Annotated in this window: 14 protein-coding genes and 1 tRNA gene; 6 read left to right on the top strand and 9 right to left on the bottom strand. The window is 42.3% G+C overall.

Going from position 1 to position 15,577, the window contains the following annotated elements:
• Nucleotides 1-21: 21 nt before the first annotated feature.
• Both J8M00_RS24445 and J8M00_RS24440 read right to left on the bottom strand, forming a co-directional pair.
• Complete coding sequence (locus tag J8M00_RS24445) at nucleotides 22-309, bottom strand: co-chaperone GroES (protein WP_023400700.1); 288 nt, start codon at nucleotides 307-309, stop codon at nucleotides 22-24.
• Nucleotides 310-478: 169 nt separating this feature from the next.
• Nucleotides 479-1,012 (bottom strand): FxsA family protein, encoded by a 534-nt coding sequence (locus J8M00_RS24440; RefSeq protein ID WP_211013019.1) that lies wholly within the window; start codon nucleotides 1,010-1,012, stop codon nucleotides 479-481.
• A gap of 241 nt (nucleotides 1,013-1,253) precedes the next feature.
• Here J8M00_RS24440 and cutA point away from each other — a divergent pair, with 241 nt between their 5' ends.
• The 6 genes from cutA to J8M00_RS24410 all read left to right on the top strand — a co-directional run bounded on the left by cutA (nucleotide 1,254) and on the right by J8M00_RS24410 (nucleotide 6,201).
• Nucleotides 1,254-1,574 carry a divalent-cation tolerance protein CutA gene (gene cutA / locus J8M00_RS24435; protein ID WP_036976846.1) on the top strand — a complete coding sequence of 107 codons (321 nt, stop codon included), beginning with the start codon at nucleotides 1,254-1,256 and terminating at the stop codon, nucleotides 1,572-1,574.
• Nucleotides 1,574-3,406 carry a protein-disulfide reductase DsbD gene (locus J8M00_RS24430; RefSeq protein WP_211013018.1) on the top strand — a complete coding sequence of 611 codons (1,833 nt, stop codon included), beginning with the start codon at nucleotides 1,574-1,576 and terminating at the stop codon, nucleotides 3,404-3,406. The genes cutA and J8M00_RS24430 overlap by 1 nt, the downstream gene beginning before the upstream one ends.
• A gap of 216 nt (nucleotides 3,407-3,622) precedes the next feature.
• A complete protein-coding gene (aroQ, locus tag J8M00_RS24425) occupies nucleotides 3,623-4,084 on the top strand; it encodes a type II 3-dehydroquinate dehydratase (protein WP_211013017.1) in 462 nt (153 codons plus the stop codon).
• A gap of 19 nt (nucleotides 4,085-4,103) precedes the next feature.
• Nucleotides 4,104-4,565, top strand: coding sequence for an acetyl-CoA carboxylase biotin carboxyl carrier protein (gene accB / locus J8M00_RS24420; RefSeq protein WP_023400705.1), 462 nt, complete (start codon nucleotides 4,104-4,106; stop codon nucleotides 4,563-4,565).
• A 20-nt stretch (nucleotides 4,566-4,585) separates the two neighbouring features.
• A complete protein-coding gene (gene accC / locus J8M00_RS24415) occupies nucleotides 4,586-5,926 on the top strand; it encodes an acetyl-CoA carboxylase biotin carboxylase subunit (protein ID WP_023400706.1) in 1,341 nt (446 codons plus the stop codon).
• Nucleotides 5,927-6,124: 198 nt separating this feature from the next.
• Nucleotides 6,125-6,201 (top strand) — tRNA-Ile (locus J8M00_RS24410).
• Between the two features lie 144 nt (nucleotides 6,202-6,345).
• On the opposite strand, the gene J8M00_RS24405 is transcribed toward J8M00_RS24410, so the two are convergent.
• The 7 genes from J8M00_RS24405 to J8M00_RS24375 all read right to left on the bottom strand — a co-directional run bounded on the left by J8M00_RS24405 (nucleotide 6,346) and on the right by J8M00_RS24375 (nucleotide 15,547).
• Nucleotides 6,346-8,949, bottom strand: coding sequence for a CHASE domain-containing protein (locus tag J8M00_RS24405; RefSeq protein ID WP_211013016.1), 2,604 nt, complete (start codon nucleotides 8,947-8,949; stop codon nucleotides 6,346-6,348).
• A 183-nt stretch (nucleotides 8,950-9,132) separates the two neighbouring features.
• Complete coding sequence (locus J8M00_RS24400) at nucleotides 9,133-10,335, bottom strand: prohibitin family protein (protein ID WP_211013015.1); 1,203 nt, start codon at nucleotides 10,333-10,335, stop codon at nucleotides 9,133-9,135.
• Nucleotides 10,332-11,936: a cyclic peptide export ABC transporter gene (locus tag J8M00_RS24395; protein WP_023400711.1), complete on the bottom strand. Its 1,605-nt coding sequence runs from the start codon at nucleotides 11,934-11,936 to the stop codon at nucleotides 10,332-10,334. The genes J8M00_RS24400 and J8M00_RS24395 overlap by 4 nt, the downstream gene beginning before the upstream one ends.
• Before the next feature lie 140 nt (nucleotides 11,937-12,076).
• Nucleotides 12,077-12,253, bottom strand: coding sequence for a hypothetical protein (locus tag J8M00_RS24390; RefSeq protein WP_023400712.1), 177 nt, complete (start codon nucleotides 12,251-12,253; stop codon nucleotides 12,077-12,079).
• Nucleotides 12,254-12,332: 79 nt separating this feature from the next.
• Complete coding sequence (locus J8M00_RS24385) at nucleotides 12,333-12,896, bottom strand: YcjF family protein (RefSeq protein ID WP_211013014.1); 564 nt, start codon at nucleotides 12,894-12,896, stop codon at nucleotides 12,333-12,335.
• Between the two features lie 216 nt (nucleotides 12,897-13,112).
• Nucleotides 13,113-14,435 carry a serine hydrolase domain-containing protein gene (locus J8M00_RS24380; protein ID WP_247687548.1) on the bottom strand — a complete coding sequence of 441 codons (1,323 nt, stop codon included), beginning with the start codon at nucleotides 14,433-14,435 and terminating at the stop codon, nucleotides 13,113-13,115.
• 143 nt (nucleotides 14,436-14,578) lie between these two features.
• Nucleotides 14,579-15,547 (bottom strand): TauD/TfdA family dioxygenase, encoded by a 969-nt coding sequence (locus J8M00_RS24375; protein ID WP_211013012.1) that lies wholly within the window; start codon nucleotides 15,545-15,547, stop codon nucleotides 14,579-14,581.
• Between the last annotated feature and the right edge of the window lie 30 nt (nucleotides 15,548-15,577).

Below are 15,577 nucleotides of genomic sequence, written 5' to 3'. Positions count from 1 at the left end.
TGTTTTTTTACAAGCTAATGCTTAGCCAACAATACCTAGGATATTGTCTTCACGCATGATCAGGTACTCTTGACCTTCGATCTTTTCAGTCTTCTCAACATATGAGCCGAAAAGCACTGTGTCACCTGCTTTTACTTCTAGTGCTCTTACTTCACCACTGTCCAAAACGCGGCCGTTACCTACAGCAACAACTTCACCACGAGTTGATTTTTCAGCTGCTGAGCCAGTCAATACGATACCGCCAGCAGATTTAGTTTCTTCTTCTAGACGCTTAACAATAACGCGATCATGTAAAGGACGAATGTTCATAGATTTAGTTCTCCTAACTTTTCTGAACAATGACAGAAATAATCTTTCTACTCAGAGTGAGCCGCTGCCAACAAATGTGACTTGAAGTGCGACTCTCTGGATTAAAACTTAACTTGCAATTCTAGATGGGGGTGGATATTTAAAACCCAAGTGAAAAAACTAAAAATTTTTAATCTTTTCTCTGATATTCACCTTCAATGGTGTTTGAAGATTGAGATTCCGACTGAGGTGCTTTGCGCTCGAATGGGTCAAACTTTTGCTCTTCAAAAGGTGCTTGAGTATCTTGATGTGAATGTTGTTGACCAAAACCTTGGCCAAACATACTGCCGTGAGCAGAGCTTTGCATTTTTACACTCGCTTGCTCTATTAATGACTTGGCAATTTTTCCTCGGATCGCTGGTGTTAACAGCATAAAACCGATTGCATCTGTCATGATCCCGGGCGTCATTAGAAATACACCTGCAATAATGACACATAACCCTGTAAACAAATCTTGTCCAGGCAACTGGCCAGATGCCATTTGCTTTTGCACATTAGAATATGCGCCGAGTCCCTGCTGTTTTACCAACTTTGCACCTAGAATAGCAGTGGCGATCACCAAGGCGATAGTAGCAAACCCACCAATGACGTCACTGACTTGGATCAGCAATGCAATTTCAACAATGGGTACAACGATAAATAACAAAAAAAGAACTTTAAACATAGATTCTCCAAATAAACTGAAATAGATGTATGGCTTGTCTGGTCTATTTTCAAGCTTACAGTCAGCATCTAATCGCACTCTGGCTTATATTGCTGTCTCGGTTTTTCTCAAGAATGCTCTTTAGAGCAAAACTGAGATTGAAAGTTCAGAGTATCTTAATGCAACTCAACGAGCACACCTTGGGATCCCGGTTGTCATTCGTTACTATATGGGCACAACTAATTTTGTCGGCAATAACACGATGAGTACCCCCTATAGAATGGTTATGACAACTTGTGATAGTCAAGACAATGCCCGCCATATCGCGGCGCATTTAGTTTTAAATAAATTAGCCGCTTGTGTGAACATCTTGCCTAAAATAGAGTCAATCTACGTGTGGCAAGGAAAAGTCACACAAGATGAAGAAGTTAAACTACTAGTCAAAACAAAATCCGCACTGGTTAGTAAAGTCATTGCAGCGATACAAGCTGAGCACACTTACGATGTGCCCGAAGTCCAAGTGATTGAGGTAACAGCAGGCTCGCAGCAATATTTTAACTGGATGGAAGAGGTACTAAATTAATGCGACTGACGACGCTGTTATTCTCCTTTATATCGCTGCTGCTGATTGGCAGCTTTCAGGCTTCGGCCAATAACACAGTTTTGGACAGTTTACTCGAACCAAAACAACAAACATTTTTACCGGTTGATCAAGCATTTCAGTTTGATTTTGACCAGCAAGGCACCGTGCTCTTTACTGGTTGGGATATCGCTCCGGGCTACTATATTTATAAACACAAGCTCGAATTTATTGCTAAAGATGCCGACATCAAGGTGCCTGAGTTAAGCGACGGTAAAATGATTGAAGATGAATTCTTTGGTCGCACCGAAGTATATTTTGATGAGCTCTCTGTGGTCTCTAAACTCTCGAATATTGGCCAAAACGCAGTGGTAAAAATTCGCTATCAAGGGTGTGCAGAAGCCGGGCTCTGTTACCCACCTGAGATCATTGAGATCCCGCTCACAGCCTTAGCTGGCGCAGCTAGTGATCCAACCAACAACACAGAAAGGGAGTCAGCACAACAAAACACTGTTAAACCCAGTTCACAACCAAAAACATTCAACAATAGTGACGACGGCGATTTATCATTCAGTGAAAAACTTGCCCAGCAAAGCTTTATCGCCAATTTAGGCGCATTTTTCTTAGTGGGCGTGCTGCTGGCTTTTACACCATGCGTGTTTCCGATGTTCCCTATTTTGTCGAGCCTCATTGCCGGTCAAAGCAACCTATCGACTAAAAAGGCGTTTTCACTGTCATTTGTTTATGTACAAGGTATGGCCGTGACCTATGCGGCACTCGGTCTTGTGGTTGCCTATTTTGGCGGCCATATTCAAGGCTACATTCAGCACCCTGCGGTACTTATTAGTTTTAGTATCTTATTTGTGATTTTAGCATTTGCCATGTTTGGCTGGTTTGAACTGCGCCTGCCAAGCGGCATGATGAGTAAACTTACTGAGATCAGCAACCAGCAAAAAGGAGGTAATTACACCGGTGTGTTTATGATGGGTGTATTATCAGGCCTTATTGCCAGCCCTTGTACCACAGCCCCTCTCTCCGCGGCGCTGTTATATGTAGCGCAAAGTGGTGATTTCCTAGTTGGCGGCTTAACCTTGTATGCACTGAGCTTAGGTATGGGCTTGCCACTGTTATTACTTGGCACCTCAGGCGGTAAATTACTGCCAAAAGCAGGCGGCTGGATGGAGCAAGTTAAGACCTTATTTGGTTTCTTGATGCTGTTTGTGCCACTTATTTTGTTAGAGCGCATCTTGGATTTCGATATTATCGTCATGCTAGCCTCTGTCCTTGCCGTTGCCACTGCTCTTTATCTGCACTATTGGCAGAGCGCACAAACGCAAGGCAAAGGGAAAACATTTTTATGGGCACTGTCGATGACCTTATTTGTCAGCGCCTTTTTCATGGGTAAGTCAGTCCTTTTCCCACAACCTGTGACACAAATAAGCGTTGCATCAGGCCCTGTCGAAGAGAAAAAGTTTAGATTGATAGAAGGACTTGATGGACTACATAGCGAAGTCGCTAAAGCAAATCAGCAGGGGCAAATTGCGGTCGTTGATTTATATGCTGACTGGTGTGTGGCGTGTAAAGAGTTTGAAAAGTACACTTTCCCAGAGGCTGAAGTACAAAAAGAGTTCCAACACTTTGAACTGTTGAAGCTGGATCTTACAGAGAGTAACGACACCACTTTCGAGATCATGGAGTACTTTACTGTGTTTGGTTTACCTAGCATGCTATTCTTCGACAAAGACGGAAAAGAGATCCCTGAATTACGCGTAACTGGCTTTATGAGTGCGGAAGACTTTGCCAAGCACCTACAAAAAGTCCGTAACTATTACTAATCCTCCCCTTTACCCACAGCCTATTTGAATATTTAAGTCAAATAGGCTGTACTTTATCTCTGATTAGACCAGTATTTTGCTGCTATTTACCTCGAACACTCTATAATAGTTCACGAACGTGAGAAATATTTGCTATTTAAGGCGCAAGCGCTTAAGTTAGACAAAGTAAAAGACGAAAAGTCTCGTTATTTCCCATTTAAAGGAATTTCACGCATTATGTCAGCAAATTTTAAGGTTTTAGTACTTAATGGTCCAAATTTGAACATGTTGGGCCGACGCGAGCCAGATAAATATGGCACACAGACCTTAGCGGAAATAATGCAGTCACTTATAAAGTGCGCAGAACAACATAATGTGATGCTGACTCATTTTCAGAGCAACAGTGAAGCAGAGCTGATCAATACCATCCATGACCATTACGGCGAAGTGGATTGTATTATCATCAATCCAGCGGCTTTCACACACTCGAGTATCGCCATACGCGATGCCTTGCTCAGTATTAGCGTCCCATTTTATGAAGTGCATATTTCAAATGTGCACGCACGTGAGCCATTTCGACATACCTCCTACTTCTCGGATGTAGCGAAAGGCGTCATATGTGGATTAGGTGCAATTGGCTATCAAGCTGCTTTAATGGCAGCGATTGACCAGTTGCGCAAACAAGATAACTCAAATTAACTAACAGGCGGGCCAAGTTATGGATATTCGCAAGATTAAAAAACTAATCGAACTAGTAGAAGAATCAGGTATTGCAGAGCTAGAGATCACCGAAGGTGAAGAGTCAGTACGTATTAATCGTCACAGCAGTGCTCCTGTTATGGCTCAGCCTCAGCAATTCGCTGTTCCTGCACCAGCAGCAGCTCCTGTAGCTGCTCCGGCTGCCGCGCCAGCAGCTGACGCACCGGCAGAAGCCGCAACTCCTGCAGGCCACCAAGTTAAGTCTCCAATGGTTGGTACTTTCTACTCAGCGTCTTCTCCAACAGCTGCGGCTTACGTTGAAGTTGGCACAAAAGTAAACGTTGGCGACACACTTTGCATCGTAGAAGCGATGAAGATGATGAACCAGATCGAATCTGACAAGGCCGGTACTGTTAAAGCTATCCTAGTTGAAAACGGCGAGCCAGTTGAATTTGATCAGCCACTATTCATCATCGAATAATTCCCAAGAAGGCAAACACTATGTTAGATAAAGTAGTCATTGCAAACCGAGGTGAAATTGCACTTCGCGTATTGCGTGCCTGCAAGGAGCTTGGGATTAAAACGGTTGCAGTACACTCTACTGCTGACCGTGACCTTAAACACGTTCTACTTGCAGACGAAACAATTTGTATCGGTAAACCAGCTGCGGCTGAGAGTTACCTAGATATTCCTCGCATTATCGCTGCGGCAGAAGTAACAGACGCTGTTGCTATCCACCCAGGATACGGTTTCTTATCAGAAAACGCTGACTTTGCTGACCAAGTTGAACAAAGCGGCTTTATCTTTATCGGTCCAAAGGGCGACACTATTCGTTTAATGGGTGATAAAGTTTCTGCAATCGAAGCAATGCGTAAAGCTGGCGTACCTTGTGTACCAGGTTCTGACGGCCCATTAACAGAAGACAACGAGCGCAACGTGCAAATCGCTAAGCGTATCGGTTACCCTGTTATCATCAAAGCAGCAGGCGGCGGCGGTGGTCGTGGTATGCGTGTTGTTCGCTCAGAAGAAGAGCTACTAGACTCAATTGCACTGACACAAACTGAAGCGCAGCAGTTCTTCGGCAATGGCATGGTTTACATGGAGAAATTCCTAGAAAACCCACGTCACATCGAAGTACAAGTACTTGCTGACGGTCAAGGCAATGCGATTCACCTAGGTGAGCGTGATTGTTCAATGCAGCGTCGTCACCAAAAAGTAGTTGAAGAAGCGCCAGCACCGGGTATCACAGCAGAAATGCGTAAGTTCATCGGTGACCGTTGTACTCGTGCATGTATCGAAATCGGTTATCGCGGTGCAGGTACATTCGAATTCCTATACGAGAATGGCGAATTCTACTTCATCGAAATGAATACACGTATTCAGGTAGAGCACCCAGTAACTGAAATGGTTACAGGTGTTGACCTAATCAAAGAGCAGCTGAAAATTGCTGCGGGTCAACCTTTATCAATCACACAAGATGATGTTGTGATCAAAGGTCACGCTATCGAGTGTCGTATCAACGCTGAAGACCCAGAGTCGTTCATCCCGTCTCCAGGTAAGATCACGCGTTTCCACCCTGCTGGTGGTTTAGGTATTCGTTGGGACAGCCACATTTACGCTGACTACACAGTACCACCACACTACGATTCAATGATCGGTAAATTAATCACTTATGGTGAGAACCGTGACGTTGCAATCGCACGTGCTCGCAATGCGTTAAACGAACTTGTGATTGACGGTATCAAAACAAATACACCGCTACACAAAAAGATCTTAGCAGACGAAAACTTCCAAAATGGTGGAACAAACATCCACTATCTAGAGAAGAAACTCGGTCTGTAATTGACGTATTAGTAAAAAAGCCGGTATTTACCGGCTTTTTTGTTTTCTTTGACCCGACCTAACCATGACTTTTTGCGTTTTTATTAATCAATTGAACAAGATAAGTTATATTTTTCAGTTTTTCCTAGTGACAAGCGACGAAAAAGTTCATATACTGCCAGCGCTTCATAAGATTGTTTACACACAATCACAAAAAATGGCCCTATAGCTCAGTTGGTTAGAGCACCCGACTCATAATCGGTAGGTCCCTGGTTCGAGTCCAGGTGGGGCCACCATTTTTTCCAAGCTGTTCATTTACTATCGCTTCTATGGTTTTCTCAATATCAAGAGCATATAACTCCCTTTAAAATCGCACTTATTAAAAATTTTTTGCCAAGATTGTCTAAGTTTCTTCGTAATATCAACTCCAGATATTCGAACTACCGTGTTGACGATTGAAATATGTTTTGCAAAACTGCTTCCAAAACATGCTTGTTTAATGGCTTGGATATATATTCGTCCATACCAGCTGCTATGCACTTTTCTCGGTCGCCTTGCATCGCATTTGCTGTCATCGCGATGATAGGTATAGAAGAGAGATGATCATCAGCTTTTATCAGCTGACTCGCTTCGTAACCGTCCATTATCGGCATCATGCAATCCATAAACACAATATCAAAATGGGTTCCTGCGCTGTTTAATGCGTCTAGTGCTTCTTGACCATTACCCACAATAACAGTTTCAACGCCCAAACCGTCTAGCACCTTTTTTGCGATCATTTGGTTGACTGGATTATCCTCTACAATCAAGCCCGTTATTCCATCAAACAATGTGATTTTTTGCGTTGCTGTCGCAGGCTCATTTGATCTTTGATTTTGGCTCATCTCTGTCGCTAAGGTACATGTAAAGGTAGTTCCAACCCCCACCTCACTCTCAACTGTAATATTACCATTCATTAACTCAGCTAGTTTACGACTGATCGTTAGCCCCAACCCTGTTCCACCAAACTCTCTCGATGTAGAGCTGTCAGCTTGTTCAAATGCATCAAATAAGTTACTTAACAAGTGCTTATCAACCCCAATGCCAGTATCCGATACCTTTATCTCAAGTTTTGCATCCCGCCCGGTTAGATCAATTAAATTTGTAATCAGGTTAATTTTTCCACTTTTCGTAAACTTGAGCGCATTATTCATCAAATTATTTATAATTTGCAGGATCCGTACTTCATCTCCGATTATTTCAACTTTTTGCTGCAGATTTGATTGAAACTCAAATGCGAGACCTTTTTCGTGAGCAAGCAGTTGATAGGTTTGCTGTACCCCTTTTACTTTTTCGTAGATACAAAAAGACCGAGATTCTATCTCAAGCCTACCAGCCTCAACTTTAGACAAGTCCAAAATGTCGTTAATAATCGTCAGCAACGAATTAGCACTGGAGTGTGCAAGTTCAATATACTCATGTTGTTCAGATGTAAGCTCAGTATCTGAAACCAATTGTAGTAGCCCCATTACACCACTCAGGGGCGTTCTAATTTCGTGGCTCATATTGGCTAAGAATTTTGATTTTAGCCTGGTAGCTTCTTCAGCTTTATCTCTTGCATCTTCAATTGCCCATGAGTCAAACTCTATTTTTTGTGCATACTCTTCCATTTGATTGCGGTCATTGATCTGCTGAGTCATATCTTCGATAGAGATAAATATCCCCTCAACATTGGTGCTATCATCAACTTTTGGCGTAAAGGAGATCCGTAACCAATATTGTTTCCCTGTTATGAAAAACTCTTCGATAATCTCAGCCGCTTTACCATTAAGTGCTCTATCTAGATCAGGTTTTATTAACGAGTACTGTTTTTCATTCATCATTTGAGCGACATTTACGTTTGTAAATTCACTAATATTTTTATTAAAAAGCGACAAGTACTTTTGGTTTACAAAGTGGTATTTTTCTTGTTTATCTATATAGGCCAACAATACAGGCACAGCATTAGTTAGTGACTCGATAAAGTAGCGGCTTTGCTCCAGCTCTTTTGTTCTCTTTTTCACTTCATCTTCAACAGACTGTGCATAATTAACCGTTCTATAATAGCTATTGAGAAAAACAAACAAGATAACAAAGCCAATAATGGCAGAAACCATAGGTGTGAATGTTTTATTCTCATCAATATACTGCTGTGATGGAGATGCTTCAACCACCCAACTTCTTCCCGCAATATTAAGTGGTGGAAACTTTATTTTGTGATCAGATGGGGTAAAATTAGCGGGTGCATAACTTGTAATTAGCGTTGGATTGGCAGTATCGGTTTGATCAAATATTTTGACAGAAGAATGATTTTTGGCAGCATCAGAGAGCGATTTTCTCAATATATCAGTCGATTGATATACCCCCAGTACAAAACCTTTCACATTGGCTAAAGTATGCTTTGCGCCTTTTTTCGCATATACCGGTAAAAAGACTAAAAACCCTTTGTCTTCAGATTCAACTTGTACCAACTTTATACCGGCAGTCGCTAACATTTGGTTTTTACGCGCTGACTTTTCAAGGGTGACTCTTCTAGCTGGACTAGACGATAAATCAAACCCAATAGCAGCTTCGTTTCCCACTACAGGCTCCACTACGCCAACCGGGAAATACCTTTCTTTTTCTTCTACCCTTTCAAACTCGCCGCTTGCGTTGCGCTGTTTGATATGAAACCCCGTATAGATAGTACTCTGTTGCAGTTCGTATTCTGCGCGCTCTGAGTGCAAAATATTGGGGATCCATTCTAGCGCTTGAATAGTCGGATATGTTGCCAATGCAAAGTGAGTCACATTAGAAAATGAACCGGGAGATATTTCTCCAAACTCTGAATAAATTTGCTGTAACTGTCTGAGCACCTCAAAGTTTAACGCAGCTTCTTTTTTTAGCGCTGAAACCACATGTACTGACTCAAAATAATAATCTTTCTCGATACTTTGCTCCTGATTAAAATTCAAGAGCAAAAATACAGTGACATTAAATAGAGTACCAAACAAAGCTAAGAAGATTATTTTTGATTTATTGTTCACAATCATCCTTTATGGGTAACTTTGCTTAAATTAAAAGTAGACTAGCAGTACCATAAAGGCTATTTAGAATCATGATTTTGATAAATTAAATATATGTATATCGCCTCTTAAACCATGACTCATAAATTAAATTGGCGCAATAAAGATAAAAACACCTCTGTTTTACCAGAGGCGCTTTAGTCTCTACTTTAAATACTCCATGGGTTCGCCAGTTTGCAGCGACCTATCAGATAGGGTTTTATCAGGCTGGCGTAGATCAGGTTTGAGTTTATGACCATACTTATCGACACTGTTTAGGTACCCGTCTTTGCTGTGTGTTTCATCCGGCGCATTTGACTCAGCTTTTAACTCACCCGGTTTGTGAGTTTCTTTAAAGCTGCTGTTTGCAGGGGTGAGGCTGCTTTCAGTATTCAAAATAAGGGGCAAGCCATCTTTGCCGCTACCAATGACCACCACCTTGGCATTGTTAGATTTTGCCAGTTCAATGGTGGCCTCTATACCACGCCACTTAAGATATGCCTCAGAGATCCCATCGCTGACCATCTCTTGGAATAGGGCAATACCCTTGGCTTCTTCCTCTTTGCGCAGCGCTTCTTTTTTGGCAACTTCGACGCGCATTTTGTACTCTTCCAAAATGTAGTTTTGATTAACCTTAGAGATAATCGCACCATGAACTTTATCAGGTAAATCAACTCGCTTTATCAGCACATCATCTAGGTTTACAAGATGGTGGCCCGCCATCATTTGTGCCTCTTGGCGCAACATGGATTTCTCTTTAAGCTCTAGCTCATTGAGTACTTGTCCTAGTAACTCTTCTTGTACCTCTTTACGTTGATTGCCATATACCTGCTCTGCATTGTATTGAGACACTATCATACGTACCCCTGAACTGACTTCAGGAAGAATGATTTCATCCACATAATCTGGGCCAACTAACTTGTGTAGATAGGGAATAAAGTCTACCTCTGGGCGGTAACGTACCGTAATGTCCAATGTAATGCGTAACCCTTCATTGGTGATGGCGTATACATTGGTATGTGCGGTTTGATAACGACTGGAATAGATTGTCAGCGTATCCCAAGGGAAGACTAATACCGTTCCTTCATGTAGCGGTGCATCTAAATAAGTACCGCCCGCAAAACGTTTCCATAGCACCCCAACTTCACCCGAGTCGACCTTAATAAAAATAACCGGGATCAATGCAATCACAATAAAAATTGTGACTAACAAAGTTAAGCCAGCGCGAAAGCGCCACGATAAAATCCGTCGTCTGAGTTTAGGTTGGTAGCGCTTCAGTATGCGCATTAAGATGTTAGATAGGATTATCGCCACTATGGCACTGATGATTATCGTCAGTGTTATATCAGAAGGGAGAATGATGTTCATGATGTTACTCCTTTACCCTCAACTTCATGGTGTTCCATTAACTGTCCTTCAACCATTTTTAGGTGTACATCTGCCAGGTGGAAATAGGCATCATCATGGGTTATGGCGATGACCGTATTGCCTCTGGCTTTGAGCTTAGGCAGTACTTGCTCATAGAATTTCCGCCTAAATATGGGATCTTGATCCGCCGCCCATTCATCGAAAATATAAATTGGGCGATTCTCTAAAATAGTACTTAATAACGCTAGCCGCTTTCTCTGCCCCGATGACAGATCAATACTGCTGAACGCTCCGTCTACCACTTTAACCTTGGTGTTCATCTCTAAAAATGCCAACCAATCGTCGATTTCCTCTTGGCTGGTATGATGAATACCGTACAGCTGTTTGAATAAATGGAAATCGGCAAATACTGCGGTAAATAAGCTGCGATACGCCTCTTTAAGATTATCTGTGATTGGTTGTCCATCAACGAGGATCTGCCCGCCTTGCAACTCATACAGTCCCGTAAGCATACGGATAAAAGTCGTTTTACCACTGCCATTACCGCCAGTAATAAAAGTGACTTGGCCACGTTTTAAGGTCAAATCAACCGGCCCAACAAAAAACGGTCTGTCGCCGCCTTTTTGGCCGTGTTGGTAATATGTCCCTTCGAGTTTGAGTTCCTCAAAGTCATGAACATGAGAAAAATGGTCTGTATCGAGATGACGATTGTCCACTTTGGCACGTTTTAAGTCTTCCTCTAGCGTCAGGACATTTTGCGCAGCTTCGGTGGCGGTGGTGTAAATAGGGATCCCACCAACAATACTGGTAATTGGACCAATTAAGAACAGCGATGCAGTGGTTACTTTTATCACCACATCGGTATACACATGAGACAAGCTCGGAACAATAAATACCATGGCCCCAGTTGCAGCAAAAAAAGTTATTTGCGATAACACAAAGTCGGTCGCAAATAACGTTTGTGTGGTCGTTTTGGCTTTTTTGGCCCGCGCTGAGTCCATCACAAATTCATGCTCTAAATCATCAGCGCGGGGAACACTGAGCTTTACTTCTTTAAACCCGTCAAGCAAGTCAGACAAGCGCTGGATCAGCATGTTTTCACTTTCAAAAGACAGCTGCATATTGCGTTGAATTTCATTGGCGCGCAATCGGTGAATACTGGCTCCCATTAAAATTAGGATGGAGATCACCAAAAACGCCACAAAGGAATGCCAGGCAATATAAAGGGAGGTAAAAAACACTAAGCTAATTGACTGCCCGATGATCACAAACAGTTGCGCAGACTGCGAAATGGTTTGTAACTCTTTGCTCAGCGTATTAAAAATACGCTCTTTGCCAATGGTTTCTAGTGTCGACAGTTCGGTATGACGCACGCATTCAAATAACTCAACACGCAGCCGATCAATGGCTTTTTCAACCATTTTAGCGGCTTTAGTCATCAGCCTTTGCTGGGTCAGACCGTAAATTGAAATTGTCAGGATAAACAACACCAAATAATAGAGAATATGATTCTCTTTATGGATATCTGAAATGTTTTCAGACACATTGTTTATCAAGGCAAGGACTAACGCATTAGCAAGGCCAGAGATACAGCCCAACATCACGAAAGTCCTTTTCTTTATTTTTATATTCCGACTGATTAAATCGTATAATACCATTTTGATTTTCTTATCATTGTTGTTATCGGCTCGATGGCCTAAAAGCGAGTTTTATCGCCAAGCGCACATAATTTGGTTTAAAACTAGTCGTCTTCAGCATCCTGCTCTGGCTTGCGGCCCTGTGTCAGCAGCAACATCAATAAACTAACTATTGGCGTCAAAAACAATGAGATAAGAAAAAAGCCCACAGGCCCGGCAAATGTATTGCGTCCCCAATAACCTGATAAAATACATAACACCAAATACAATGCCACTATCATAATGTACTCCTCAAAAGCCCAATGTTGATAAATAAACCAACAGTTAGCCTGTTGGTTTATTATGGTTCAGCCACTGTGATTACACAGTGGCATTGCTCGGTTGTGTGCTGGCATTACCCTTATCTTTACGATATTTTGCAGCAATATCTGCAATATCGCCCTTAATGCTCGCAAGATTAAGGTCAATCAAAGTGCCACCATTTTCAAAATGACGAATGAAAGTGCTGCCTACTGCGTGCGTAGATGCGGCAGACACTACAGGCATAAATGCGATTGCACTCAGCGTGCCAATTACCGGTACCGCTTTTAAGAAGCTGCTTAACCCAGCTCCACCAAGCGTTTGCGGAAATGACCCACCGATCACAGCACTGACCGTGCCACGCAATTTATTGTCACTGTATGACTGACCATACACATTGGCAATTTCGCCAATCATCTTCATTTGAATGCCCGTCAAAGCCACTAAATCAACCGCTGGAATTGGGATTAACCCAGAACCAAACGACCACTTAGAGTACTTGTCGACAATGATCTGCGCCACGGCTGCTCGGTCTTCTGCCTGAACTACAGTGCTTTGCGGCTCCGTAGCAGAAGCATTTGCTTCATTTGCCTTGTCGTCCTTTGCTGTTTTTGTCGCTGTCATAATTCATCCTCTATGATGTAGATTTAAACAGTTGTGAACCCACCAAGTTCATGCGAAGTGTTTAAACATCATTAAACTTTGCATTTACTTGCCCTTATCACTGCAATTTCATGTGAAAAAGCAGAAATTCGCTTCTTTAAGGCCGACAAAAGCACAGAGACACACTACACCCAACACTCTACCGCAGGCAGCCTTATTCTTATTTTGTTACTTCATTTAATTTATCGTGCCATCCAATACACCTTGGCACTGTTCAGTACGATGTCGATCGTTATAAAAAATAATGTTGCGAAGCTCTTCTGCAATACAATCAGACTCATAGCCAGTTTTGTTGTAATTACTAAAGGCCATCACAGTTTGGTCACGCTCTAACAATCGTGAAAAGCTCGTCACCCATGAATATGGGTAGCTTCCAGAGTACTGTAAAAACTTTTCATATTTGTTCAAATTGGTACTAGTTGGGTCATCTGGGCAATCTGGCACTTTGCCGTACTGATTCGGATCGATATACGTCACAAACCAACCGTAGCCAAAGTATTCACATTCGTCTTCGCTTTGGGTATTTTGATAAGGCGCAAACGCCATTTCTTTTTGTGCTTCATTTAAAATCGTATCCCCATACAAGCCTTGGTCCCACTTAGACATATCTTTCACTGTAGAGTACATATCGCCCGCCGAATAGAGCACCAATGGATTGCTGTAAGGGTTTTTAAAGATATTTTCATACGGTGCTGGACCACCTGTTTCTGGTGGACGTCCAGTGGTAAGCGGCAAATACTGGTTTTGGTCAAATACATACCCAGTAGTCATATTCTCGACTATACCAATGGCATTGAACGTGCCACTGTCTTGCATATTGAGCGGGTCTAATATTTGCTCTTTCACGATATTTCTAAAATAAAAGTTTGAGTCGATCTGACCTTGCTTGCCCGCAGCTAATTGCTCGAGAATATTACCGATTATGTAATAGTTACAATTGCTATAGTCAAATTTAGAACCTGGCTCAAAGCTCGGTTTATTATCTTGCTCTTTACATGTACAAAAGCGATTGCTAAACCCCTCAGGTCCATTTAAATTTGTTACGTCATTGTATAAATAGGGCCGCCAACCCCAATTTAAAAACACCTCCGGGTTCGCGCTATAATCATTGATCCCCGACGACATGCTCAATAAATTGTGCAGCGAAACATCCGCGCACTGATTGTCTGGATACCAAGGTAAGTAGTCGCGGATCGTTTTGCTGTGTAGATCCTCACCTGCCAGCGTGCGCAGTAAAATAGCAGCTGCAAACTCCTTAGTATTGGAGCCAATGCGGAATTTAGAATCAGAAGTATTGGCGACATCATATTGAATGTTTTGTGGACCACAATTGGTCTCATACACCACATCTTCGCCTGAGGTTATGTAAATACTGCCAAAAAAGACCATTTTATCGCAGTAGTCACTCACTGTGACTTTAAACTTTTCAATCTGCTCAGCCGTGATTGTATTGTCTTGTGCCACACTATTTTTAAAACAAGAGGTTAGTAGTAAACTCATACAGCATAGGCATACTACCTTGAGTTGTTGCTGATAAAGCCCGTTCATTGTGTGTTTCCCTAGCTTTGTTTAATTACTTTGCCAACTTCTTTACTACTAACAAACCCGTTCTCGACACGAAAATCGTACATATAGCCTGTTACCTAGCCATATGCCGCTTTTGCCATGCCTACCAGCACCTTTCTGGTGCCTGTATACGCTTCTCGACCATGTGTATACAGCATGTTGTCGAGCAGCATAATGTCATTGCGCTGCCACTGATAAGCAAAGGTCAGTGATTGATAGACCTCATTGATAGTTGCTATATCGCTGGCATCAATGTCACTGCCATCACCGAAATAAGCATTACGCGGTAAATTGTCCATTCCGATACTCTCACGCATCGATTCAGGAAGTTGATTATCAATGCTTGAACAATGAAATAAGTGTGCCTGATTGAACCAAACTTTTTCACCCGTTTTTGGATGCGTTGCTACCGCAGGTCTGATTTGCCGTGTCTGCAAATGATTGTCAGATTTCCACTCAAAGATAATGTCGTTTTTCCAACAATATGCTTCAACATCAGCTTTATTTTGCGTTTGAAAGACTTCTTGCCAAGGCAAGTCTATCTCCCCATAATTGCGCACGTACATCACACCGAGCCGTTCAAACTTGTCTCGCAGTGCAACAGGTAGCTGTCGATAGACGGCACGGCTATCTGCAAGGGGCGTATTACCTCCCGTTTTAGCTGGCACCACACAGAAAAACCCCATTCTCATTGGCCAGCAATTAGAGTAAGCATTTTCATTGTGTTGTAATATCACCTGATCAGCATGATATTCTGTGGTGGTATAAATATTGTTTCTCAGTGCTGTTCGCGGTGACGAACGATAAATATATTGGGCCAAAGGCTCTTGAAAAATGGTTTCTAAAATAGTGCTAAATTGATTGGTACTGACGATGTTCAATCCGCGTAGCAATGCCACACCATCCCTGTCTACCCATTCATTGATCTCTTTTATGTGACCTTTAACCCAAGCCAACCCGCTTTGCTTCTGAGCGGACAGATCATGCACAAAACTATTTATTCCTGTCCTTATATCCTCTTTGTCGAGCGCTAGTAACTGATCCATTCTATTCCCATCCTTAACTAGGTAAGATAA

Origin of the sequence: Pseudoalteromonas luteoviolacea (assembly GCF_018100925.1) — a bacterium.
Lineage (GTDB): Bacteria > Pseudomonadota > Gammaproteobacteria > Enterobacterales > Alteromonadaceae > Pseudoalteromonas > Pseudoalteromonas obscura.
Note: the sequence above shows the minus strand (reverse complement) of the source record. Positions and strands in the feature narration are given on the sequence as shown.

Excerpts from the sequence above, each read along its gene's own strand:
- J8M00_RS24440 (WP_211013019.1), bottom strand. The coding sequence starts at position 1,012 with ATGTTTAAAGTTCTTTTTTTGTTATTTATCGTTGTACCCATTGTTGAA.
- accB (WP_023400705.1), top strand. The coding sequence starts at position 4,104 with ATGGATATTCGCAAGATTAAAAAACTAATCGAACTAGTAGAAGAATCA.
- J8M00_RS24445 (WP_023400700.1), bottom strand. The coding sequence starts at position 309 with ATGAACATTCGTCCTTTACATGATCGCGTTATTGTTAAGCGTCTAGAA.
- J8M00_RS24430 (WP_211013018.1), top strand. The coding sequence starts at position 1,574 with ATGCGACTGACGACGCTGTTATTCTCCTTTATATCGCTGCTGCTGATT.
- cutA (WP_036976846.1), top strand. The coding sequence starts at position 1,254 with ATGAGTACCCCCTATAGAATGGTTATGACAACTTGTGATAGTCAAGAC.
- J8M00_RS24375 (WP_211013012.1), bottom strand. The coding sequence starts at position 15,547 with ATGGATCAGTTACTAGCGCTCGACAAAGAGGATATAAGGACAGGAATA.
- accC (WP_023400706.1), top strand. The coding sequence starts at position 4,586 with ATGTTAGATAAAGTAGTCATTGCAAACCGAGGTGAAATTGCACTTCGC.
- J8M00_RS24385 (WP_211013014.1), bottom strand. The coding sequence starts at position 12,896 with ATGACAGCGACAAAAACAGCAAAGGACGACAAGGCAAATGAAGCAAAT.
- J8M00_RS24380 (WP_247687548.1), bottom strand. The coding sequence starts at position 14,435 with ATGAGTTTACTACTAACCTCTTGTTTTAAAAATAGTGTGGCACAAGAC.
- J8M00_RS24395 (WP_023400711.1), bottom strand. The coding sequence starts at position 11,936 with ATGTTGGGCTGTATCTCTGGCCTTGCTAATGCGTTAGTCCTTGCCTTG.
- J8M00_RS24400 (WP_211013015.1), bottom strand. The coding sequence starts at position 10,335 with ATGAACATCATTCTCCCTTCTGATATAACACTGACGATAATCATCAGT.
- aroQ (WP_211013017.1), top strand. The coding sequence starts at position 3,623 with ATGTCAGCAAATTTTAAGGTTTTAGTACTTAATGGTCCAAATTTGAAC.
- J8M00_RS24390 (WP_023400712.1), bottom strand. The coding sequence starts at position 12,253 with ATGATAGTGGCATTGTATTTGGTGTTATGTATTTTATCAGGTTATTGG.